Here is a 19,994-nt window from a genome sequence, read left to right on the forward strand (position 1 = left end):
CCGCCGGTGGTCCCTTCCGGTGCTCTGCCGGTGGCGTCTAGTGAGGGGCGGCGCCCGGCAGTCGGCCGGCGTGGGCCAGGGTCTCCAGGGCGTCCAGGGCGGCCACCGCCGCGGCGGCCGCCTCCGGGTCGCGTTCGGCCAGGCCGCTCGCCGCGAACTCGTCCTCGTCGAGCCGGAGTACGCGGGACCGGTCAGCCGAGACCCACAGGTCCAGGTCCAGGTCCTCGACCGTGACGGTACGGTCGTCCACCACCGCGGGGCGGGTGATGTCGCAGTACCAGCCCTTGAGGGTGCCGTCGGCGGTGCGGACCTCCTTCACCGCGTACCACCGGTCCCGCCAGTAGTGCTCGGTGAACACGTCCCCCGGCTCGAAGCGGACGAAGCCGAAGTCCCGCGCCCCGTCCCCGGCCCAGGAGGCCCGTACCGTGATCCGGTCGCCGTCGTCCGACACCACCTCGGCCGGGTAGCGGATCTTGGTCCGGCCGCCCTTGACCAGGACGATGTCGAGGGACCCTGCGGACGGGGCGGCGGACGGGTCAGTGGAACGTGCGGACATGGCGTACCTCCGTAGCGCGAACCTCGTAGCCGAGGCGGCGGTTCACCGCGAGCATCGGCTCGTTGGCCCCGTCGTTGCTGGTGAACGCCTCGGTGTAGCCGGCGGCGCGGGCGCGCCGCAGGGAGTCGGTCTTGGCGAGCCGCGCCAGCCCCCGGCCCCGGTGGGCCCGCAGGGTGCCGGTCATCCCGCTGAGGTAGCGGGTCAGCCCGTCGGTGCGGGCGGCGGTGAACGCGGCGACCCGGCCGTCCACCGTCACCACCGTGGACAGCTCGTGGTCGAAGAGCGGATGGCGCCAGGTACGCGACAGCCAGTCCTGGTAGTCGTCCAGCTCGGCGCCGATGTCGCTCGGCTCGTCGGCCGTCACCTCGGCGTCGGCCTCGAACAGCGGCCGCGGGTCGGCCCGCCACTCGGCCGCGGTGTGCAGCCGCACCCCCGGCGGCAGCGCGTCCGGCGGCTCGGGCAGGGGGCGGGAGAGCAGGTCGAGCCGCTGGAAGTGGGCGCTGCGGGCCGGCCGGTAGCCGTGCCGCCCGGCGAACTCCACCCCGCCCGAGCCCTCCAGCGCCCAGCAGTAGGGCGCCGTGGCGCCATGCGCCCGCACATGCTCCTCGGCGGTGCGCAGCAGCAGGGCGCCGGCCCCGTGGCGGCGATGGCCCGGGTGGACGTACGGGGTGGTGTGCGCCCGCCCCGGCTCGGCGCTCTGGAAGGCGAGGCCGCAACGGGCGGTGCCGACCACCTCGCCGTCCCGCTCGGCCACCAGCAGCCGGTAGCGCTCGGCCGGGTGGGCGTGCTCCACGGTGAACCGCAGCGAGGCCTCCGTCACCACCTCGAACGGCAGTGCCGCCCGGCGTACCGCGACCACCGCCTCGGCGTCCCGGGCCGCGAAGTCCCGCACGGTCATCGTCACGGCCCGCACGGTACGGCCACCGGCCGGGCGGCGCCTCCGAATTACCCGCCGCGCCCGCGGCGCCGGTGCGCCACAATCGGACGGTGACCTTGAGACTGTCGGTGGACCCGGCCTCCGCCACCGCCCCGTACGAACAGCTGCGCGCCCAGATCTCCGACCAGGCCCGCTCCGGGCGCCTCCCGGTCGGCTACCGGCTGCCCACGGTCCGGGGCCTCGCCGAGGAGCTGGGGCTCGCGGCGGGCACGGTCGCCAAGGCCTACCGGGCGCTGGAGGCGGACGGGGTGGTGGAGACCCGCGGTCGGGGCGGCACCGTCATCGCCGCCGCCGGGGACGCGGCCGCCCGCCAGGCCGCGACCGCCGCCGCCGGATACGCCGCCGAGGTGCACCGCCTCGGGCTCAGCCGCGCCGACGCCCAGGCCGCCGTCGCCGACGCCCTGCGCGCCGCCTACGACCGCTGAGCGGCGGCCGGCCGGACCGGCAAAGCCGCCGACGACCGCTGACGGCTGCGCCCGGCCGGACCGGGACCGCCTACGACCGCCGAGCGGGACGGGCGGTCACAGGTACAGGCCCGCGTCCGTCCCGCGCGACTGGTCCGGTACGGCGGCGGGGCCGGTGCCGCGGCGCAGCGCGTACAGCTCGGCCAGGGTGGCGCCCTCGCGCCCCACGCCCTCCTCCGTGCCCAGCCAGTCCACCGCCTCCTCGCGGGTCAGCTTCCCGACCTCGATCCGGGCCAGGCAGCGGCCGGGGCGGACCACGGCCGGGTGCAGCCGCTCCAGGTCCTCGTTGGTGGTGACGCCGACGAGGACGTTGCGGCCCTGGCCGAGCAGACCGTCCGTCAGGTTCAGCAGCCGGGAGAGCGCCTGCCCGGCCGCGTGCCGGGCCTCGCCGCGGATCAGCTCGTCGCAGTCCTCCAGGAGCAGCAGCCGCCAGCGACCGCCGTCGGGCCCGTCGTCCTCGCCGATGGCGATGTCCATCAGATAACCGACGTCGTTGAAGAGCCGCTCCGGGTCGAGCACGCAGTCCACCTGGCACCACTCGCGCCAGGAGCGGGCCAGGGTGCGCAGCGCCGAGGTCTTGCCGGTGCCCGGCGGCCCGTGCAGGAGCAGCAGCCGCCCCGCCACGTCCTGAGGGGTGACGGCCATCAGCCGCTCCAGCGCCCCGGCCACCGGGGCGGTGTAGTTGCGGGCGATCTCCGGCCAGGTGCCCGCGGAGATCCGGCGGGTGGTGCGGTGCGGGCCGCGCCGCGGGGAGACGTACCAGAAGCCCATGGTGACGTCCTCGGGCTGCGGCTCCGGCTCGTCCTGCGCGCCGTCGGTCGCCTCCTTCAGCACCCGCTCGGCCAGCTCGGCGTCGACCGCGGTGACGGTCACGTCGGCGCCGCGGTTCCAGCGGGAGACCAGCAGCGTCCAGCCGTCGCCCTCGGCCAGGGTGGCGCTGCGGTCGGCGTCCCGGGCGGCGCGCAGCACGGTGGCGCCGGAGGGGATCAGGGTGGCGCCGGTGCGCAGCCGGTCGATGGTCGAGCTGTGCGCGTACGGCTGCTCGCCGGTGGCGAAGCGCCCGAGGAACAGCGCGTCGACCACATCGGACGGCGAGTCGCTGTCGTCGACGTTGAGCCGGACCGGCAGGGCGTCCTGCGGGGGTGACGGGGTGTCGGACATGCCCCCATGATCCGGTACGCCCGACCGGGCCGCACCGGGTTTAGCGGCCGGGGTGCGGCGGAGTCGCGGCCGGGTCGTACTGAGGTCCGGTGGTCGGGCCGGGCGGAGGTCCGGGGATCGGATCGGGCGGAGGTCCGGCGGTCGGGCCGGGCGGAGGTCCGGCGGTCGGCTCGTACCGGCCTGCCCCGGGTCTACCCGCCCGTCGGCGGTTTCCGGAGGCTTTGGCGAGTTGTCGCCAATCCGGGGTGTTCGATAGCCGTTTGATCCGCCTTCGCCGCTTTCATGGAGCGACGGCACCCGCGTCCTGCGCCGTTCCGTCCTCTCTCCCGCTCCGTTCGTCTTGGCATGAACACTCCACGCTGCTACATCAATTCCACAGGACATCAGCCTGCTTATGGGAGGTTCCATGAAACTGCCCCGAGCCGCGGCACTCCCCCTCTCCCTCCTCCTCGGCGCCACCCTGGCCCTCACCGGCGCCGCCACCGCACAGGCCGACTCGACGGCCGCCGCCGTCGACTACGTGGCCCTCGGCGACTCGTACTCCTCCGGGGTCGGCGCCGGCGCCTACGACTCCTCCAGCGGCGACTGCAAGCGCACCCCGCGCGCCTACCCGGCGCTCTGGGCCGCCGCCAACTCCCCCTCCACCTTCGCCTTCACCGCCTGCTCCGGTGCCCGCACCAACGATGTGACGGCCGGCCAGCTCGCCCCGCTCACCGCCGCCACCGACCTCGTCTCGATCACCATCGGCGGCAACGACGCCGGCTTCGCCGACGTGATGACCACCTGCGTCCTGGAGTCGGAGGCCAACTGTGTGGCCCGGGTCAACCAGGCCAAGAGCTACGTGGACAGCACCTTGCCCGCCCGGCTGGACAGCGTGTACCAGGCGATCAGGTCCAAGGCGCCCGCCGCCCGGGTCGTCGTTCTCGGCTACCCCCGCTTCTACCGGATCGGCGGCAGCTGCCTCGCCGGGCTGACCGAGAACGAGCGCCGGGCGATCAACGGCGCCGCCGACCACCTCAACACCGCCACCGCCAAGCGGGCCGCCGACCACGGCTACACCTTCGCCGACGTGGTGCCCGCCTTCACCGGACACGAGATCTGCTCCGGCTCCGCCTGGCTGCACAGCGTCAACTGGCTCAACATCGGCGAGTCCTACCACCCCACCGCCTCCGGCCAGTCCGGCGGCTACCTGCCCGCCTTCCGCAACGCCCTCTGACCGCCTCCCTCTCCGATGATCACCGGACGCCTCCGGGCCGCCGATCCGGCCCGGAGGCATCCGGGGATGGCGAGGGGTGGTCGCGAGGGAGGTGGCGAGGGATGGTGGTGAGAGATGGGGAGGGATGTCCAAGTCACCCTGCATTGATCGGAATTCATGGGGTATGGAGAGGATGCTCGTCAACACCCGTACACAGGTGGTGAATCACTCCACCGGGATACACGTGTGTGAAGCGGGGACGATAGGGTTAACCTTCAGCGGCCGGGTGCCCTCATACGGGTGGGGAGTGACATGGAACGGATAACAGCAGTGCGCGGCAGGCCTCGGGTGCCTGCCATCACCTGCGGCAGCAGTGCGACCAGCTCTCGGCTGGACCGCCATCTCGCGGTGCTGGGCGGTCCCGCCGTCGCGCCGCGCGAGGCGGCCGAGGCGACCCTGCTCATGCGGGAGCTGACGACACGTGATGTCGCTCACGCCCGCACCAGCAGGAGCGGGCGGGTCCGGCTCTTCGCGCCGCTCCGCCGGCTGCGCCGCACGCTCTTCGGCAGCCACGGCTGACGCGTCCACGGTCGGCGCCGCGCCCCGCTCCCGGTACCGCGCCGCCCGTGCGACCCGCTCCCGCCCGTAACGCGGCGCCTCCGGACGCCCGCCCCTCAGGCCACCACGCCCGAGCGGCGCAGCTCGGCGCGCTCCGGCCCGGACAGCCCCAACTCCCGTAGCAGTGCCTCGGTGTGCTCACCCAGCGCCGGGACCGGGCCCATCCGGGGCTCGGGCCCGCCGGGCAGGGTGAGCGGCGGAAGCATCGCCCGCAGCGGCCCCGCCTCGGTCCCCACCGCCCGCCACCGGTCCCGGGCCGCGAGCTGCGGATGCGCCGCCACGTCCGCCACCGTGTTCAGCCGGGCGCAGGCGATCCCCGCCGCCTCCAGCCGCGCCAGCGCCTCCACCGTCCCCAGCCCGGCCAGCGCCCGGGCCACCGCCGCGTCGGTCCGCTCCCGGTGTGCCACCCGCGCCGTGTTGGTGGCGAAGTCCGGGTCCCCGCCCAACTCCGGGCGCTCCAGCACCTCTTCGGCCAGCCGCCGCCACTCCCGGTCGTTCTGCACCGACAGCAGCACCTGGCCGCCGTCCGCCGTGGCGTAGGCGTCATACGGGGCGATCACCGCGTGCGCCACCCCGGTACGCGGCGGGGCCTCGCCGCCGTGCATCCCGTGGTGCAGCGGATGGCCCATCCACTCGGTCAGCGCCTCCAGCATGGACACCTCCACCGGACCGCCGCGCCCGGTGGCGGCCCGCCGCAGCAGGGCCGCCAGCACCCCGGAGTACGCGTACATGGCGGCCGCGATGTCCGCCGCCGGGATGCCCGCCTTCACCGGCTGCTCCGGGGTGCCGGTCACCGAGACCAGCCCCGCCTCGCACTGCACCAGCATGTCGTAGGCCCGCTTGTGCGCGTACGGGCCGCCGGCCCCGTAGCCGGAGACGTCCACCGCCACCAGCCGGGGGTGCGCGGCGCAGAGGGTGGCCGCGTCCAGCCCGAGGCGGGCCGCGGCGCCCTGGGCGAGGTTCTGCACGAAGACGTCCGCGCCGGCCACCAGCCGCCGCACCAGCTCCAGCCCGCGCGGGTCCTTCAGATCGACCGCCAGCGACTCCTTGCCCCGGTTGCACCAGACGAAGTGCGAGGCCAGCCCGGCCGCCGCGGTGTCGTAGCCGCGTGCGAAGTCCCCGCCGTCCGGCCGCTCCACCTTGATCACCCGGGCCCCGAGGTCGGCGAGCTGCCGGGTGGCGAACGGGGCGGAGACCGCCTGCTCGACGGCGACCACGGTGACCCCCTCCAGGGGGAGCGGCAGCGGCGGCGTCACGGGGGAGGAGGGCGGGATGCTCATGGCGACCGTACTTACCGTGTACGGGCCACCTTTGTCACCCCCTGCCCGCCCTTCCCGTCAGAGCAGCGTCAGCTGGCCCTCCGGTCCCTCCTCGCGGCCCTCCAGCACCGAGGCGGGGCGGCGGGCGGCGGCCGGCACCGGCAGCACCCCGGCGGCCCGCAGCGCCGAGCGCCCGATCGTGGCGCCCGGTACCGCCGGGTCGAGGGCGGGCCGCTCGGCCTCCAGGGCGGCCTGGAGCGCCAGCACGGTGATCAGCTCCAGCAGCTCCGAGGTCCACTCCTGCGGCCAGCCGGCCGGGCCGATCGCCTCCAGGGTGCCCGGCTCGGCGGGCGCGGTGCGCTCCGCGAACCACAGCTCCAGCATCCGCACCCCGCCCACCCGGTACTCCCAGGCGGCCTCGGGCACCGGGGCGATCCGGCCGGAGCGGCCGACCACCAGGGTCTCGCCCTCCGCCTCGTACGCGAGGGAGTCCGGGCGCGCCGGCAGGGCGGCGCGGACATAGGGCCGCCGGCCACCCGGCAGCCGGGGCCGCCCGCCGCCCCGGGCGCCGCGCAGCTGGACCTCCGCCATCCGGTGCCCCAGCGCCACCCCGGCCGCCCACACCTCCGGGTCGGCGGGCAGCGGCACCCGGCAACCGGTGGGCGAGGGCAGGGCGGCGGCCACCGCCCAGGCGGCCACCTCCTCGGGGGCGACGGGGCGGCCGTACCGCTCGCCGAGGAAGGCGGCCAGGCCGGGGGAGGTGTTGGGCTCCCGGCCGCCGGGGCGCCGGTACAGCGGGCGCACCCGGCCGGGGCGGCCCGCCGGGGTGTGGTCGTCCGGCAGCGCGGCCGCCGCCAGCAGGGCGGGCCCGGCCGCCTTCGGCACGTACCCCTGCTCCACCAGGAACACCTGGCGCTCGCCGTCCGCCACCCGCCACAGCTCGGGGCGGGCCGCGTCCAGCAGCCGGTGGTCGGGCAGCAGCCAGCGCTCCTCGAACGGCCCGTGCGCCACGCGCACCGGCTCCGGACAGGGCCCGGCCTCCCGGGCCAGCCGCCCGGTGCCGGTGCGCTGACCGGGCAGCGCGGCGACCGAGGTGGTGAGGGTACGGGCCCGGCTCGGCCGGAACAGCCCGGCCCGCCTCTCCTCGTCCGCCGCCCCGGTGAGCGCCGCCCAGCGCGCCCGCAGCACCGCCGCGTCCGGCGCCGCCACCCACCCCCGCCCCGCCCGCAGCGGCGCCACCGACCACGGCATCAGCTCGTCCAGCAACGGCGGCTCGCCTCCGCTGGAGGGGTCACTGCCGTCGGCCGGGGAAGCGGGGCGCACATCGGTCACGGGCGGAATGCTAGTGACCTCCGCCGACCGGCGGGCCCGGACCGGTCAGCCCTCGGCGGCCGGGGCCGTCCGGGCGCCGGTACGCGTCGGCCGCCCGGCCGGGGCGGGCATACGCGGTGGGGGCGGTGGGGGTACGCGGTAGGGCGGGCTTACGGGGCCGGGGCGGGCGTACGGTCCCGGGTGCTGATACGCGCCGGGCCCGGCTGAAAGCTGTCGGGGCGGGCGTGCGCGGTGGGGCGAACGTAGGGGGCCGGGCGCCGGTACGCGCCGGGCTGGCCGACAGCCGCCGAGGCGGGCGTACGCGGTGACCGCAGGTCCCCACCCGCCGGTCCGCGGCGGCCGCACGGTCAGGGCGGTGGGGGTACGCGGTGGGGCGGGCTTACGGCGCCGGGCGCCGGGGCCGCCAGCGCGGCCGCCCTCGGTGGCCGTACGGGTCAGGGCGGTGGGCGTACCAGGCGCAATCCGCGTGCCCGAGGGGCCCCGCCCCACCGGCGCAGGCATCCGCGTGCCTGAGGGGCCCTGTCCCACCGGCGCGGGCGCCCGCGTGCCCGAGGTCCTGTCCCACCTGCGGGCGCCGGGGTCCACCAGGCGCGGCCGCCCTCAGCGGCCGTACGGTCGGGGTGGGCGTACGCAGCTGGGGCGGCGTACGCGGTCGGGCGGCGTACGGGCCAAGGCGCCAGGTCCTACCAGGCCCGGACCGGGTGCGCGAGGGGCCTCACCCCACGGGCCCAGGCGCTAGGTCCTACCTGGCCCGGGCCACGTGCCCGAGGGGCACCCCACCGGCCCGGGCGCCGGGGGTCCCACCAGGCACGGCTGCCCACCGGCCCCGCCCACCGGCGCGGGGCGCCGGGTCCCACCAGGTGCGGCCGCGCACATCGGCCCCGCCCACCGGCGCGGGGCGCTGGGGCCCCACCAGGCGCGGCCGCCCACCGGTCCCGCCCACCGGCGCGGGGCGCCGAGTCCCACCGAGCGGGGCCCGCGTGCCCGAGAGCCCCGCCCCACCGGCCCGGGCGCCGGGCCCCAGGCGCGGCCGCCCGCCCGCCCCGCCCCACCGGCCCCGGGCGCCGAGCCCTGCCAAACCCAGCCCGCGCGCCCGAGGGCGCCACCGGCCCCCGTCTCAGTCCGCCTCCACCGTCACCGTGAAGGAGAACCGGTCTCCCCGGTAGCGGATGCGGGCCACGTCCACCACCGCGCCCTCCTCGTCGTAGGTGACGCCGGTGTAGTGCAGGATCGGCGAGAGCAGCGGGACCTGGAGCAGCTCGGCGGTCTCGGGGTCGGCGAGGCGGGCCTCGACGGTGTCGGTGATCCGGCTGATCCGCACCCCCACCGCGTCCCGCAGCACCTTGGTCATCGGCCAGCGCTCCAGGTCCGCCGGGTCGATCCCGGCCGCCACGTCGGGGCGGACCGCGTTCTCCGCCCAGTTGGTGGGCTCCCCGCTCTCCCCGTCGCGGCGCAGCCGCCGGTAGTGGACCACCTCCACCGCGCCCGGGAAGTGCTCGGCCAGCTCCCCGGGCACCCGCGCCGGGCCGTGGCCCAGCACGGTCGTGCGCTCACCGGACTGCTGGGCCACGATCGCGTCGATCGAGCCCAGCAGCCGGCGCGGGGCGCTGCGCCGCGCGCCCGGTTCGATGAAGGTGCCGCGCCGCCGGTGCCGGCTGATCAGCCCCTCCTCCTCCAGCTCCTTCAGCGCCTGCCGCATGGTGAGCACACTGACCCCGTAGTGTGCCGCGAGCTGCTCCTCGGTGGGCAGCCGCAGCGAGGCGTCCGGCGCGCGGCCGAGTATCGACGCGCGCAGGGACTGCGACACCTGGTACCACAGCGGCAGCTTGCGGTTGAGCACCAGCGAGTCGGGTGCGAAGGCGGTCACGGTTCTCTCCGTACGGCGGTGGCCCGGGGCGGCGCCCAGGGGCGGGGGTGGCGCGGCGGCCACCAGCCTAGGCGGCGGAGCCCGGGCACCGAGGGGAGCCCAGGCGCCGGAGGGCTAGGCGCCGAAGTGGCGCTCCATGCCGTTCCAGACGGCGTCGTACCCCTCCTGCAGATGCTCGGCCCCGGCCGCCTGCGCGGTGGCGGTCAGCGGCCAGCGGGTCTCGAACATGAACGCCAGCCCGTCGTCGATCCGCTGCGGCCTCAGCTCCGCCGCGCTGGCCTTGTCGAAGGTCTCCCGGTCCGGTCCGTGCGCCGACATCATGTTGTGCAGCGAGCCGCCGCCGGGCACGAAGCCCTCCGCCTTGGCGTCGTACGCGCCCTCGATCAGGCCCATGTACTCGCTCATCACGTTCCGGTGGAAGTACGGCGGCCGGAAGGTGTCCTCGCCCACCAGCCAGCGCGGCGCGAAGACCACGAAGTCCACCCCGGCCAGCCCGGGGGTGTCGGTCGGCGAGGTCAGCACCGTGAAGATCGACGGGTCCGGGTGGTCGTAGGAGATGGTGCCGATGACGTTGAAGGCGCGCAGGTCGTAGACGTACGGGGTGTGGCTGCCGTGCCAGGCGACCACGTCCAGCGGCGAGTGGCCGTAGGTGGCGGTCCACAGGTTGCCGCAGAACTTGTTCACCACCTCCACCGGGCCCTCCACCTCCTCGTACGCGGCGACCGGCGCCCGGAAGTCCCGCACGTTGGCGAGCCCGTTGGCGCCGATCGGCCCGAGGTCCGGAAGCTGGAACGGGGCGCCGTAGTTCTCGCAGACATAGCCGCGCGCGGTGGCGTTCAGCAGCTCCACCCGGAACCGCACCCCGCGCGGGATCAGCGCCACCTCGCCGGGGCGGGCGGCCAGCAGGCCCAGCTCGGTGCGGAGCAGCAGCCCGCCCTGCTCGGGCACGATCAGCAGCTCGCCGTCGGCGTCGCTGAACACCCGGTCCATCGGCGCGTTGGCGTGGTAGAGGTGCACGGCCATACCGGTGCGCTGGGTGGCGTCCCCGTTGCCGCCCAGCGTCCACAGCCCGGCCAGCCAGTCGGTGCCGGGCGCCGGGTCGGGCAGCGGGTTCCAGCGCAGCCGGTTGGGGTCGGGCACGGTCTCGGTGAACGGGGCGGTGCGGACCGCCCCGTTGCCGATCCGGGTGAACGCCGGGTGCGCGGCCGAGGGGCGGATCCGGTAGAGCCAGGAGCGCCGGTTGTGGGCGCGCGGCTCGGTGAACGCGGAGCCGCTGAGCTGCTCCGCGTACAGCCCGAGCGGGGCGCGCTGCGGCGAGTTGCGGCCCAGCGGCAGGGCGCCGGGCAGCGCCTCGGTGCTGTGCTCGTTGCCGAAGCCGGAGAGGTACCCCAACCCCTCGGCGGTCTTGCGCGCCCGCTCGCTCCGCTCCGCCAGGGCCGCCGGGTCGGTGAGGGCCGCGCCCCCGGTGCCGCCTGCCGCCTGCTGGTCCGTCATCGCCCGCTCCTGCCGCTCGGCCGGGCGCCGGTCCCCTGACCGACGCAATCCTATGGATAACCGTAGGATTGCGGGCCGCGTCCGTCAACGGTCGGAAACCGGCCGCGTCGGAGGACGGGACGGGAAGTGGGGTTGGGGCGGGGCGGGGGCCGGGCGGGAAGAGGGCGGGAGGCCGTTCGCCGCCGTCCGGTTCCTGCCGCCCCCTCACCTGGGGTTTTGCTCGTATTGCTCACGCGTCAACGTCTTGTTAACGGCGGATTGCCGCTTCTAACGTCATCCGGACCGCCGCTCCCCCCGGTGGAGTTCAAGGGCGAACGTTAGGTGTCCTCCATGCTGACCATCCTCGGCTTCGCCATGATCGCGACCTTCCTGGTCCTGATCATGACGAAGAAGATGTCGCCGATCGCGGCGCTCGTGCTCATCCCGGCCCTGTTCTGCGTGATCGTCGGACAGGGCGCCAAGCTCGGCGACTACGTCATCGAGGGGGTCGGCAACCTCGCGCCCACCGCCGCCATGCTGATGTTCGCCATCGTCTACTTCGGCGTGATGATCGACGTGGGCCTGTTCGACCCGATCGTCCGGGGCATCCTGCGCTTCTGCAAGGCCGACCCGATGCGGGTGGTGGTCGGCACGGCACTGCTCGCCGCGATCGTCTCGCTGGACGGCGACGGCTCCACCACCTTCATGATCACCGTCTCGGCGATGTACCCGCTGTACAAGCGGCTGAAGATGAGCCTGGTGGTGATGACCGGGGTGGCCGCCACCGCCAACGGCGTGATGAACACCCTGCCCTGGGGCGGCCCTACCGCCCGGGCCGCCACCGCGCTCAAGGTCGACGCCGGCGACGTCTTCGTCCCGATGATCCCGGCCCTCGCCACCGGACTGCTCTTCGTCCTGGTCCTCAGCTACGTCCTGGGCCTGCGCGAGCGCAGGCGGGTCGGCTACCTCAGCCTGGAGAAGGCCCTGGAGCCGGAGACCGCCGAGACCGCCGAGACGGTGCTGGTCGGCGGGGGTACGGGACCGGCCGACGCCCCCGGTACGGGCACGGGTGCCACGTCCGGCGGTGGCGCGGCCGCTCCCGAGCAGGGTGACGGGGAGGACGAGCGGCTCCAGGGCCTGGACCCGGCCCGCCCCACCCTCCGCCCCCGGCTGTACTGGTTCAACGCCGGCCTCACCCTGGTGCTGCTGACCGCCATGATTCTGGAGCTGCTGCCCATCCCGGTGCTGTTCCTGCTCGGCGCGGCCCTCGCCCTCACCGTCAACTACCCCTCCATGGCCGACCAGAAGGCCCGGCTGGCCGCCCACGCCGACAACGTCCTCAACGTCTCCGGCATGGTCTTCGCAGCCGCCGTCTTCACCGGGGTGCTCACCGGCACCGGGATGGTCCAGCACATGGCCGACTGGCTGGTCGGCGCCATCCCCGAGGGCATGGGCCCGCACATGGCGCTGGTCACCGGCGTACTGAGCCTGCCGCTCACCTACTTCATGTCCAACGACGGCTTCTACTTCGGGGTGCTGCCGGTACTCGCCGAGGCCGGCGCCGCGCACGGGGTCTCCTCGCTGGAGATCGCCCGCGCCTCACTGGTCGGGCAGGCCCTGCACATGTCCAGCCCGCTGGTGCCCGCCGTCTACGTGCTGGTCGGCATGGCCAAGGTGGAGTTCGGCGACCACACCCGCTTCACCGTCAAGTGGGCCGCCCTCACCTCGCTGGTGGTGCTCGCCGCCGGCCTCCTCTTCGGCATCATCTGACCGTGGCCCACCCGAAGTCCGCCCACGTCCGCAGATACTGGCTGCTGCGCCTGGTCATCGCCTTCTGCTTCGCGCAGGGCGCGGTGTCCATGGCGCGGCCCGCCGTCTCGTACCGCGCCCTCGCGCTCGGCGCGGACGAGCGGGCGGTCGGGGTGATCGCCGGGGTGTACGCGCTGCTGCCGCTGTTCGCCGCCGTGCCGCTGGGCCGCCGCACCGACCGGGGCCGCTGCGCCCCGCTGCTGCCGCTGGGCGTGGCGCTGATCGCGGCCGGCTGCGCGCTCAGCGGTACGGCCGCTTCGCTGCCGTGGATGGCGGTGTGGAGCGGGGTGATGGGCCTCGGCCATCTGGCCTTCGTGATCGGCGCCCAGTCGATCGTGGCCCGCCGGTCCGCCCCGGCCGACCAGGACCGCAACTTCGGCCACTTCACCATCGGCGCCTCGCTCGGCCAGCTGGCCGGACCCATGGCGGCCGGGCTGCTGGTCGACGGCGACCCGGGCCGGGGCGGCGGGCTCGGCCCGTCCAGCGCACTGGCGCTGCTGGTCGCGGCCGGGGTGGCGGCCTGCTCGGTCACCGCGCTCTGGCGGATCGAGGACCGGGCCGCTGCGCAGGGGCCGGACGGGCCCGGCCCCGCCCCCGCCAAGGTCCCGGTCCACCGCATCCTGCGCACCCCCGGGGTGCCCGGCGGCATCTTCACCAGCCTCGCCGTGCTCTCCGCGACCGATGTGCTGACCGCCTACCTCCCGGTGGTGGGCGAGCACCGGGGCATCGCGCCCGCCACGGTCGGGCTGCTGCTGAGCCTGCGGGCCGCCGCGACGATCGCCTGCCGGCTGGTGATGACCCCCATGATCCGGCTCGTCGGCCGCACCGCGCTGCTGGCCGCCACCTGCGCGCTGGGCGGACTGCTCTGCGCCGGGCTCGCGCTGCCGGTGCCGGTGTGGGCGCTGGCGGTGATGCTGGCGGCGCTGGGCTTCTGCCTCGGGGTGGGCCAGCCGCTGTCGATGACCACCGTGGTCCGGGCCGCGCCCGAGGAGGCCCGCTCCACCGCGCTGGCACTGCGGCTGACCGGCAACCGGCTGGGCCAGGTCGCCGCCCCCGCCTCGGCCGGTCTGGTCGCCGGGCTCGCCGGGGTGGCGGCGCCCTTCGCCATGCTGGGCGCCCTGCTGCTGGCGGCGGCCGGGACGGCGGTACGCGACGGGCGGCGGCGACCGGATCGCGCGCCGCAGGATCGCACGCCACCGGATCGCACGCAGCCGGACCGCCCCGGGTCCGGCCGCCCGGGGGCCCGTTGTCAGTGGCCCGTGGCACGCTCGGAGCATGACGTCGATCATCGATGAGCGTGAGCGCCGGGTGCGTGCGGCGGCGGGCGAGTGCGGGGTCCCGGACACCGTGGCGGACGCCCTGCTGGCCGCGCTGCGGCCCTGCGTCTACCTGGTGCCGTACGAGGAGCTGCCCGGCCCCCTGCGGGACGGCGCCCGTCCGGCCGCCCGCACCGGAGGGCTCCCCGCGCTGCCGGACGGCACGGACTGGCCCGGCGGGGGCGACCCCCTGGTGCTCACCGTCGACTGCGCCGCCCTGCCCGCCGGCGTACCGGACCTCGCGCTGCCGTCCAGCGGGCGGCTGCTGTTCTTCGCCGACATCGAGTATCCGCCGGAGACCGCCGAGGTGCTGCACATACCAGCCGGCACCCGGACCACCGAGCACCCCGCCACCCGGCTGATCCAGGGCGAACCGGCGCCGATCAGGGTCTACGAGCCCCGGACGCTGTACGCGGTGGCCGGGCTGACCGCCCACGGCGACTGGCGCGAGGCCCCCGCGATACCCGCCGCCTTCGCGGAGCCCGGCGGCGAATCCGCCGACGCCCTGGACCGGTTCGAGGACGCCGTGCTGGCCGGCGGCTCCGGGGGGCTGCGCGGCGGGCTGCACATCCAGCTGGGCGGCTGGTCCCACCCCTGGGACATGGCCCCGGACGAGGGCGAGCAGGTGCTGCTGGCGCAACTGCACGGGCAGGCGGTGGACTACGAGGTCTTCACGCTGACCCTGGTCACGGGCACCCGGGCGGACATCGCCGCCGGGCGCTGGTCCGGGCTGCGCTGGGAGCAGCAGTGCTGACGGCCGTGTGTGCGAGTCCGACGCCATGACCGCCCACGGGGACGTGTCCCGTGCCGCCGCCGAGCCGATCACCCCGGACGCGGCGCGCGCGATACCGAGGACCCTGCTCACCCAGTCCTGGCTGGACCTCTCCTTCGTGCACTGGGCCGCCGACCCCGGGGACGTGGCGCCGCTGCTCCCGCCCGGGACGGAGCCGGACACCCATGACGGGGACAGCCATGTGGGCCTGGTGGCCTTCCGGATGCACCGGGTCGGCTGGCTCGGGCTGCCCGGGATCCCGTACCTCGGCACCTTCCCGGAGACCAATGTGCGGCTCTACTCGGTGGACCGCCACGGCCGGCGCGGGGTGGTCTTCCGCTCGCTGGAGGCTGCCCGGCTGCTGCCCGCCGCCATCGGCCGCTCGGTCTTCCGGATGCCGTACACCTGGGCGAAGATGGGCATCGACCACGACGGGGACACCGTCTCCTACCGCACTGCCCGCCGCTGGCCGGGGCCGCGCGGGGCACGCTCCCGGATGGCCGTCCGGGTGGGGGAGCGGATCGAGGAGCCGACCCCGCTGGAACACTTCCTCACCGCCCGCTGGGGCATGCACAACACCTTCTTCGGCCGCTCCCTCTACCTTCCCAACCACCACCCGCGCTGGCCCCTGCACCGGGCGGAGCTCCTCTCCTGCGAGGACGAGCTGATCGAGGCCGCCGGACTGCCCGCCCCGGTCGGCCCGCCGGTCAGCGTGCTCTACTCCCCGGGCGTCCCGGTCCGCTTCGGCCGCCCCCTTGGCCCCGGCGGCCTGCCCACCCCCTGAGCCGGCCCGCCACGCCCGGCCCGGTGCACGGCGTTCGCCCGAACCGCGCCCCGGGCCGGCCAGCGAGCGTCGTGGCGGGCGGTGCGCCGGGTCACGCCCCCGCACCCTGGCGCCGGAAAACTACCGCCGCTAGTTTGGTGCCGCACGCGTTCGGTCCAGCTTCAGTGAAGGCCCGGAGGAGATCACCGGATGAAGGCCCACGACGCCCAGGGCGCGACCCCCGACGGCACCGCCGGAGCGACGACCGACGCGGCCGCCGACCGTACGGCCGAGGGGGCCGCCGACCGTACGACCGGCTGGACCGCCGACCGTACGTCCCACGGGGTCACCGCCCCTGCGGCCGACGGCACCGCCGGAGCAGGCACCGCTGCGGCCCCCGACGGCACCGGCCACCAGGCCGCCGCACCCCGGGTGTACGACACGATGTACATCGACGGCGCCTGGCGCCCGGCTGCCGGCACCGGTGCCATCGCGGTGGTCGACCCGGCCGACGAGCGGGTCATCGCCCAGGTCCCGGCCGGCACCGCCGAGGACGTGGACGCGGCGGTACGGGCCGCCCGAGCCGCGCTGCCCGGGTGGGCGGCCACCCCGCCCGCCGAGCGCGCCGCCCACCTCACCGCGCTGCGCGACGCCCTCGCCGCCCGGCAGGACGAGATCGCCGCCACCGTCACCGCCGAGCTGGGCGCCCCGCCCCCGGTCGCGCACGCCGTGCACGCGGGCATGCCGGTGGTGGTCGCCGGCTCCTTCGCCGAGCTGGCCGCCACGTACCCCTTCGAGGAGCGCACCGGCAACTCCACCGTGCTGCTCGAACCGGTCGGCGTGGTGGGCGCGATCACCCCCTGGAACTACCCGCTGCACCAGGTCGTCGCCAAGGTGGCGCCCGCCCTCGCGGCCGGCTGCACGGTGGTGCTCAAGCCCGCCGAGGACACCCCGCTGACGGCCCGGCTGTTCGCCGAGGCGGCCCACGAGGCGGGGCTGCCCGCCGGGGTGTTCAACCTGGTCACCGGTACCGGCCCGGTCGCCGGGCAGGCGCTCGCCGAACACGGCGGCGTGGACATGGTCTCCTTCACCGGCTCCACCGCCGTCGGCCGGAGGATCGGCGCGCTCGCCGGGGCGGCCGTCAAGCGGGTGGCCCTGGAGCTGGGCGGCAAGTCCGCCAACGTCATCCTGCCCGGCGCCGACCTGGCCCGGGCGGTGGGCGTCGGGGTCGCCAACGTGATGGCCAACTCCGGCCAGACGTGCAGCGCGTGGACCCGGATGCTGGTGCACCGCGACAGCTACGACGAGGCGGTGGCGCTGGCCGCCGAGGCGGTCGCCACGTACGTGCCCGGCGAGCGGGTCGGCCCCCTGGTCAACGCCGGCCAGCGGGAACGGGTCCGCGGCTACATCGAGCGCGGGATCGCCGAGGGCGCCCGGCTGGTCGCGGGCGGGCCGGACGCGCCGCTGCCGGCCGGCTACTACGTCCGCCCCACCGTCTTCGCCGACGTCACCCCCGAGATGGCCATCGCCCAGGAGGAGATCTTCGGCCCGGTGGTCTCGATCCTGCGGTACGAGGACGAGGAGGACGCCCTGCGGATAGCCAACGGCACGGTCTACGGCCTGGCCGGCGCGGTGTGGGCGGCGGACGACGCCACCGCGGTCGCCTTCGCCCGGCGGATGGACACCGGCCAGGTCGACATCAACGGCGGCCGCTTCAACCCGCTCGCCCCCTTCGGCGGCTACAAGCAGTCCGGCGTGGGCCGGGAACTGGGCGCGCACGGCCTCGCCGAGTACCTCCAGACCAAGTCCCTCCAGTTCTGACCTTCCCCGTACATCTCAACGTCAGGAGAGCGACCGCCGTGGTCCGCGCCGCCGTACTCCCCGCCATCGGGGCCCCGTTGGAGATCACCCGCATCCGGCTGCCGGAGCCCGGGCCCGGCCAGGTGCGGGTCCGGCTCGCCGCCGCCGGGGTCTGCCACTCCGACCTGTCCCTCTCCGACGGCACCATGCGGGTGCCGGTGCCCGCCGTCCTCGGCCACGAGGGCGCCGGCACCGTGCTCGCCGTCGGCGAGGGCGTCACCCATGTCGCGCCCGGCGACGGCGTCGTCCTCAACTGGGCGCCGTCCTGCGGCTCCTGCCACCACTGCGGGATCGGCGAGGTGTGGCTCTGCGCCCACGCGCTGACCGGGGTGGCCTCGGTGTACGCCACCGCCGAGGACGGCACCGAGCTCCACCCGGGCCTCAATGTGGCCGCCTTCGCCGAGGAGACCGTGGTGGCCGCGAACTGCGTGCTGCCGGTGCCCGACGGCGTACCGCTCACCGAGGCCGCCCTGCTGGGCTGCGCGGTGCTCACCGGCTACGGGGCGGTGCACCACTCGGCCCGGGTGCGGGAGGGCGAGTCGGTGGTGGTCTTCGGCGCCGGCGGGGTGGGCCTGGCCGCCCTCCAGGCCGCCCGGATCGCCGGCGCGGGCAGCGTGATCGCGGTGGACGTGTCGCCCGGGAAGGAGGAGCTGGCACGGCGGGCCGGGGCCACCGCGTACGTGGTCGCCTCCGACGCCACCGCCAAGGAGGTCCGCGCGCTGACCGGCGGGCACGGCGCCGACGTGGCCGTGGAGTGCGTGGGCCGCGCCGCCACCATCCGGGCCGCCTGGGACGCCACCCGGCGCGGCGGGCGCACCACCGTGGTCGGCATCGGCGGCAAGGACCAGCAGGTCGTCTTCAACGCCCTGGAGATCTTCCACTGGGGCCGCACCCTGTCCGGCTGCGTCTACGGCAACTGCGACCCGGCCGCCGATCTGCCGGTGCTCGCCGAGCACGTCCGCGCCGGCCGACTGGACCTGGACGCCCTGGTCACCGACCGGATCGGGCTGGCGGACATCCCGTCGGCCTTCGCCAACATGGCCGCGGGCAGGGGCGGTCGCGCCCTGGTGGTGTTCTAGCGCCGGTCGGCGGCCCGGGGCCGGGAGCGGGCGACCGCCACCCCGGCGAGGCAGAGCGCACCGCCGGCCAGGGCCGCCGGCGCGGGCAGCTCGTGCAGCACGCCCCAGGAGAGCAGCACCACCAGCGCGGGCACCGCGTAGGTGGTGGCGCCCATCCGCCCGCGCGTCGGTGAGCGCGAACCCGGTGTCCTGGCGCAGCAGCCCGCGTCCGGTCATCGCCTCGGTGACGGCCACCCCCAGCCGCCCGGCCAGATGGTCGTAGCAGGTCCGGGCGCGGGCCATCGCGCGCTCGGTGCCCGCCGCCCGCAGCGAACGGGGCGGGCCCGCCCCGTCCCCGGGCCCGGCGAGGGCGGTGGCGTGCCCGGCCAGGTCCTCGACCAGCTGTGCGGTACGGGCGTCGGCGAGCCGTACGTAGCGGTGCCGGCCCTGCCGCTCCTCGGCCAGTATCCCGCCCGCGACCAGCCGGCCGAGGTGCTCGCTGGCGGTGGACGGCGCCACCCCGGCGTACCGGGCCAGCTCGCCCGCGGTCCAGGCCCGGCCGTCCAGCAGGGCCAGGCAGAAGGCGGCACGGGTGCCGTCCGCGAAGAGCGCCGCCAGCGCGGCGAGGTCCCTGGGTGCCATGCCGTCCAGCATGGCGCGTTCACCGTTCGGCGGGCGCCGAAGGATCCTCCTACGGCCTGGCCCGGACGCCTGCCCACCGGCCTGCTGTCACACTTCGCGCCCCGGCGGGGTCTCCCTGACAAGGATGCCGAGAGCAAGGATGCCGAGAGAGGGGAACCAGCATGAGGGCCGTCATCGTGTGCGTCTCCGTTGCGCACGGCAATACGCTCCGGGTCGCCGGCACCATGGCCCGGGCACTGGGTGCGAAGGTGGTCGCCCCCGAGGAGGCCGATCCGGCGGAGCTGGCCGCGGCCGAGCTGGTGGGCTTCGGCTCCGGCGTGTTCCACGGCCGGCTCCATCCCCGGCTGACCGACTTCGCGGCGGCGCTCCCCGCGGCGCGGCGCCGGGCGTTCGTCTTCGCCACCAGCGGTCTGCCCCCGCTGCCGCCGGCCCCGTTCACCCGGCCCCTGGTCCGGCTCCTGGAGGGCAGGGGATACGAGGTGGCCGGGACCTTCTCGTGCCGGGCCCTCGACACCTGGCTGCCCTTCCGGCTGGTCGGCGGCATCAACAAGCGGCGCCCGAACGCCGTGGACCTGGCCGCCGCCCGGGCGTTCGCCGAACGGCTACGGGACGGGGAGGCGCCGCCGTCCTGACCGGTGGCCAGGCGACCCGGCAGCCCGCCGCCCCGCGCCCTACCGGGCGTCGGCGGCCGAGGAGCCCCCGCCCCGCCGACACCCCGTACCCGCCGCCTACGCCTCCGTACCGGCCGCCCCTGTACCCGCCGCCTACGCCCCCCCCCCCCCCCCCCACCCCCCCCCCCCCCCCCCGCCCCCCCCCCCCCCCCCCCCCCCCCCCCCCCCCCCCCCCCCCCCCCCCCCCCCCCCCCCCCCCCCCCCCCCCCCCCCCCCCCCCCCCCCCCCCCCCCCCGCCCCC

At 76.1% G+C, this 19,994-nt stretch carries 17 protein-coding genes and 2 pseudogenes; 10 read left to right on the forward strand and 9 right to left on the reverse strand.

Features of this window, described 5'->3' with window-relative positions:
• Window positions 1-37 precede the first annotated feature (37 nt).
• Window positions 38-556, reverse strand: a complete 519-nt coding sequence (locus M1O15_RS29265) for a ribonuclease FAU-1 family protein (protein ID WP_248637238.1) — start codon at window positions 554-556, stop codon at window positions 38-40.
• Window positions 537-1,460, reverse strand: a complete 924-nt coding sequence (locus M1O15_RS29270; RefSeq protein ID WP_248637239.1) for a GNAT family N-acetyltransferase — start codon at window positions 1,458-1,460, stop codon at window positions 537-539. Before M1O15_RS29270 ends, M1O15_RS29265 begins: the two co-directional genes overlap by 20 nt.
• Window positions 1,461-1,543: 83 nt before the next feature.
• On the opposite strand from M1O15_RS29270, the gene M1O15_RS29275 reads away from it, so the two are divergent.
• Window positions 1,544-1,918 (forward strand): GntR family transcriptional regulator, encoded by a 375-nt coding sequence (locus M1O15_RS29275; protein ID WP_248637240.1) that lies wholly within the window; start codon window positions 1,544-1,546, stop codon window positions 1,916-1,918.
• 96 nt (window positions 1,919-2,014) lie between these two features.
• On the opposite strand, the gene M1O15_RS29280 is transcribed toward M1O15_RS29275, so the two are convergent.
• Entirely contained in the window at window positions 2,015-3,118 is a 1,104-nt protein-coding gene (locus M1O15_RS29280; RefSeq protein WP_248637241.1) for a DUF5925 domain-containing protein, read from the reverse strand.
• Between the two features lie 406 nt (window positions 3,119-3,524).
• Between M1O15_RS29280 and M1O15_RS29285 the strand changes: the two genes are divergently transcribed.
• Window positions 3,525-4,334 (forward strand): SGNH/GDSL hydrolase family protein, encoded by an 810-nt coding sequence (locus tag M1O15_RS29285; protein WP_248637242.1) that lies wholly within the window; start codon window positions 3,525-3,527, stop codon window positions 4,332-4,334.
• Between the two features lie 291 nt (window positions 4,335-4,625).
• Window positions 4,626-4,892 (forward strand): hypothetical protein, encoded by a 267-nt coding sequence (locus M1O15_RS29290; RefSeq protein ID WP_248637253.1) that lies wholly within the window; start codon window positions 4,626-4,628, stop codon window positions 4,890-4,892.
• A gap of 95 nt (window positions 4,893-4,987) precedes the next feature.
• Here M1O15_RS29290 and M1O15_RS29295 read toward each other — a convergent pair whose 3' ends face one another.
• The 4 genes from M1O15_RS29295 to hmgA all read right to left on the reverse strand — a co-directional run bounded on the left by M1O15_RS29295 (window position 4,988) and on the right by hmgA (window position 10,883).
• On the reverse strand, window positions 4,988-6,211 hold the full coding sequence (locus M1O15_RS29295; protein WP_248637243.1) for a CaiB/BaiF CoA transferase family protein: 1,224 nt from the start codon (window positions 6,209-6,211) through the stop codon (window positions 4,988-4,990).
• A gap of 57 nt (window positions 6,212-6,268) precedes the next feature.
• Window positions 6,269-7,441 carry a type ISP restriction/modification enzyme gene (locus M1O15_RS29300; protein WP_248637254.1) on the reverse strand — a complete coding sequence of 391 codons (1,173 nt, stop codon included), beginning with the start codon at window positions 7,439-7,441 and terminating at the stop codon, window positions 6,269-6,271.
• 1,198 nt (window positions 7,442-8,639) lie between these two features.
• A complete protein-coding gene (locus M1O15_RS29305; RefSeq protein WP_248637244.1) occupies window positions 8,640-9,389 on the reverse strand; it encodes a GntR family transcriptional regulator in 750 nt (249 codons plus the stop codon).
• Between the two features lie 114 nt (window positions 9,390-9,503).
• Complete coding sequence (gene hmgA / locus M1O15_RS29310) at window positions 9,504-10,883, reverse strand: homogentisate 1,2-dioxygenase (protein ID WP_248637245.1); 1,380 nt, start codon at window positions 10,881-10,883, stop codon at window positions 9,504-9,506.
• Between the two features lie 330 nt (window positions 10,884-11,213).
• Between hmgA and M1O15_RS29315 the strand changes: the two genes are divergently transcribed.
• The 6 genes from M1O15_RS29315 (at window position 11,214) to M1O15_RS29340 (ending at window position 18,461) form a co-directional block, all read left to right on the forward strand.
• Complete coding sequence (locus M1O15_RS29315; protein WP_248637246.1) at window positions 11,214-12,632, forward strand: CitMHS family transporter; 1,419 nt, start codon at window positions 11,214-11,216, stop codon at window positions 12,630-12,632.
• Between the two features lie 2 nt (window positions 12,633-12,634).
• Complete coding sequence (locus M1O15_RS29320) at window positions 12,635-13,966, forward strand: MFS transporter (RefSeq protein ID WP_248637247.1); 1,332 nt, start codon at window positions 12,635-12,637, stop codon at window positions 13,964-13,966.
• Window positions 13,947-14,741 (forward strand): DUF1963 domain-containing protein, encoded by a 795-nt coding sequence (locus tag M1O15_RS29325; RefSeq protein ID WP_248637248.1) that lies wholly within the window; start codon window positions 13,947-13,949, stop codon window positions 14,739-14,741. The genes M1O15_RS29320 and M1O15_RS29325 overlap by 20 nt, the downstream gene beginning before the upstream one ends.
• A 25-nt stretch (window positions 14,742-14,766) precedes the next feature.
• Window positions 14,767-15,543 carry a YqjF family protein gene (locus M1O15_RS29330; RefSeq protein ID WP_248637249.1) on the forward strand — a complete coding sequence of 259 codons (777 nt, stop codon included), beginning with the start codon at window positions 14,767-14,769 and terminating at the stop codon, window positions 15,541-15,543.
• Between the two features lie 423 nt (window positions 15,544-15,966).
• Window positions 15,967-17,343, forward strand: a complete 1,377-nt coding sequence (locus tag M1O15_RS29335; protein WP_248637255.1) for an aldehyde dehydrogenase family protein — start codon at window positions 15,967-15,969, stop codon at window positions 17,341-17,343.
• A gap of 38 nt (window positions 17,344-17,381) precedes the next feature.
• Window positions 17,382-18,461, forward strand: coding sequence for a Zn-dependent alcohol dehydrogenase (locus M1O15_RS29340; RefSeq protein ID WP_248637250.1), 1,080 nt, complete (start codon window positions 17,382-17,384; stop codon window positions 18,459-18,461).
• Here the strand turns inward: M1O15_RS29340 and M1O15_RS29345 are convergent.
• Window positions 18,458-18,628, reverse strand: a pseudogene (locus M1O15_RS29345) (EamA family transporter); the annotation flags it as partial. The gene M1O15_RS29340 and the pseudogene M1O15_RS29345 overlap by 4 nt on opposite strands.
• Window positions 18,624-19,094 (reverse strand): annotated as a pseudogene (locus M1O15_RS29350) (ArsR/SmtB family transcription factor); the annotation flags it as partial. The pseudogenes M1O15_RS29350 and M1O15_RS29345, both read right to left, overlap by 5 nt.
• Before the next feature lie 149 nt (window positions 19,095-19,243).
• On the opposite strand from M1O15_RS29350, the gene M1O15_RS29355 reads away from it, so the two are divergent.
• The gene (locus M1O15_RS29355; protein WP_248637251.1) at window positions 19,244-19,714 is read left to right on the forward strand and encodes an NADPH-dependent FMN reductase family protein; all 471 of its coding nucleotides are present in this window, start codon (window positions 19,244-19,246) and stop codon (window positions 19,712-19,714) included.
• Window positions 19,715-19,994 lie beyond the last annotated feature (280 nt).

The sequence above is a fragment of the Streptomyces lichenis genome (assembly GCF_023218175.1).
In the GTDB taxonomy this organism is placed as follows: domain Bacteria; phylum Actinomycetota; class Actinomycetes; order Streptomycetales; family Streptomycetaceae; genus Streptomyces; species Streptomyces lichenis.

Bases quoted from the DNA above. Each gene is read 5' to 3' on its own strand.
- M1O15_RS29265 (WP_248637238.1), bottom strand. From the start codon at position 556: ATGTCCGCACGTTCCACTGACCCGTCCGCCGCCCCGTCCGCAGGGTCC.
- M1O15_RS29280 (WP_248637241.1), bottom strand. From the start codon at position 3,118: ATGTCCGACACCCCGTCACCCCCGCAGGACGCCCTGCCGGTCCGGCTC.
- M1O15_RS29285 (WP_248637242.1), top strand. From the start codon at position 3,525: ATGAAACTGCCCCGAGCCGCGGCACTCCCCCTCTCCCTCCTCCTCGGC.
- M1O15_RS29290 (WP_248637253.1), top strand. From the start codon at position 4,626: ATGGAACGGATAACAGCAGTGCGCGGCAGGCCTCGGGTGCCTGCCATC.
- M1O15_RS29295 (WP_248637243.1), bottom strand. From the start codon at position 6,211: ATGAGCATCCCGCCCTCCTCCCCCGTGACGCCGCCGCTGCCGCTCCCC.
- M1O15_RS29300 (WP_248637254.1), bottom strand. From the start codon at position 7,441: ATGCCGTGGTCGGTGGCGCCGCTGCGGGCGGGGCGGGGGTGGGTGGCG.
- hmgA (WP_248637245.1), bottom strand. From the start codon at position 10,883: ATGACGGACCAGCAGGCGGCAGGCGGCACCGGGGGCGCGGCCCTCACC.
- M1O15_RS29315 (WP_248637246.1), top strand. From the start codon at position 11,214: ATGCTGACCATCCTCGGCTTCGCCATGATCGCGACCTTCCTGGTCCTG.
- M1O15_RS29325 (WP_248637248.1), top strand. From the start codon at position 13,947: ATGACGTCGATCATCGATGAGCGTGAGCGCCGGGTGCGTGCGGCGGCG.
- M1O15_RS29330 (WP_248637249.1), top strand. From the start codon at position 14,767: ATGACCGCCCACGGGGACGTGTCCCGTGCCGCCGCCGAGCCGATCACC.
- M1O15_RS29335 (WP_248637255.1), top strand. From the start codon at position 15,967: ATGTACATCGACGGCGCCTGGCGCCCGGCTGCCGGCACCGGTGCCATC.
- M1O15_RS29355 (WP_248637251.1), top strand. From the start codon at position 19,244: ATGAGGGCCGTCATCGTGTGCGTCTCCGTTGCGCACGGCAATACGCTC.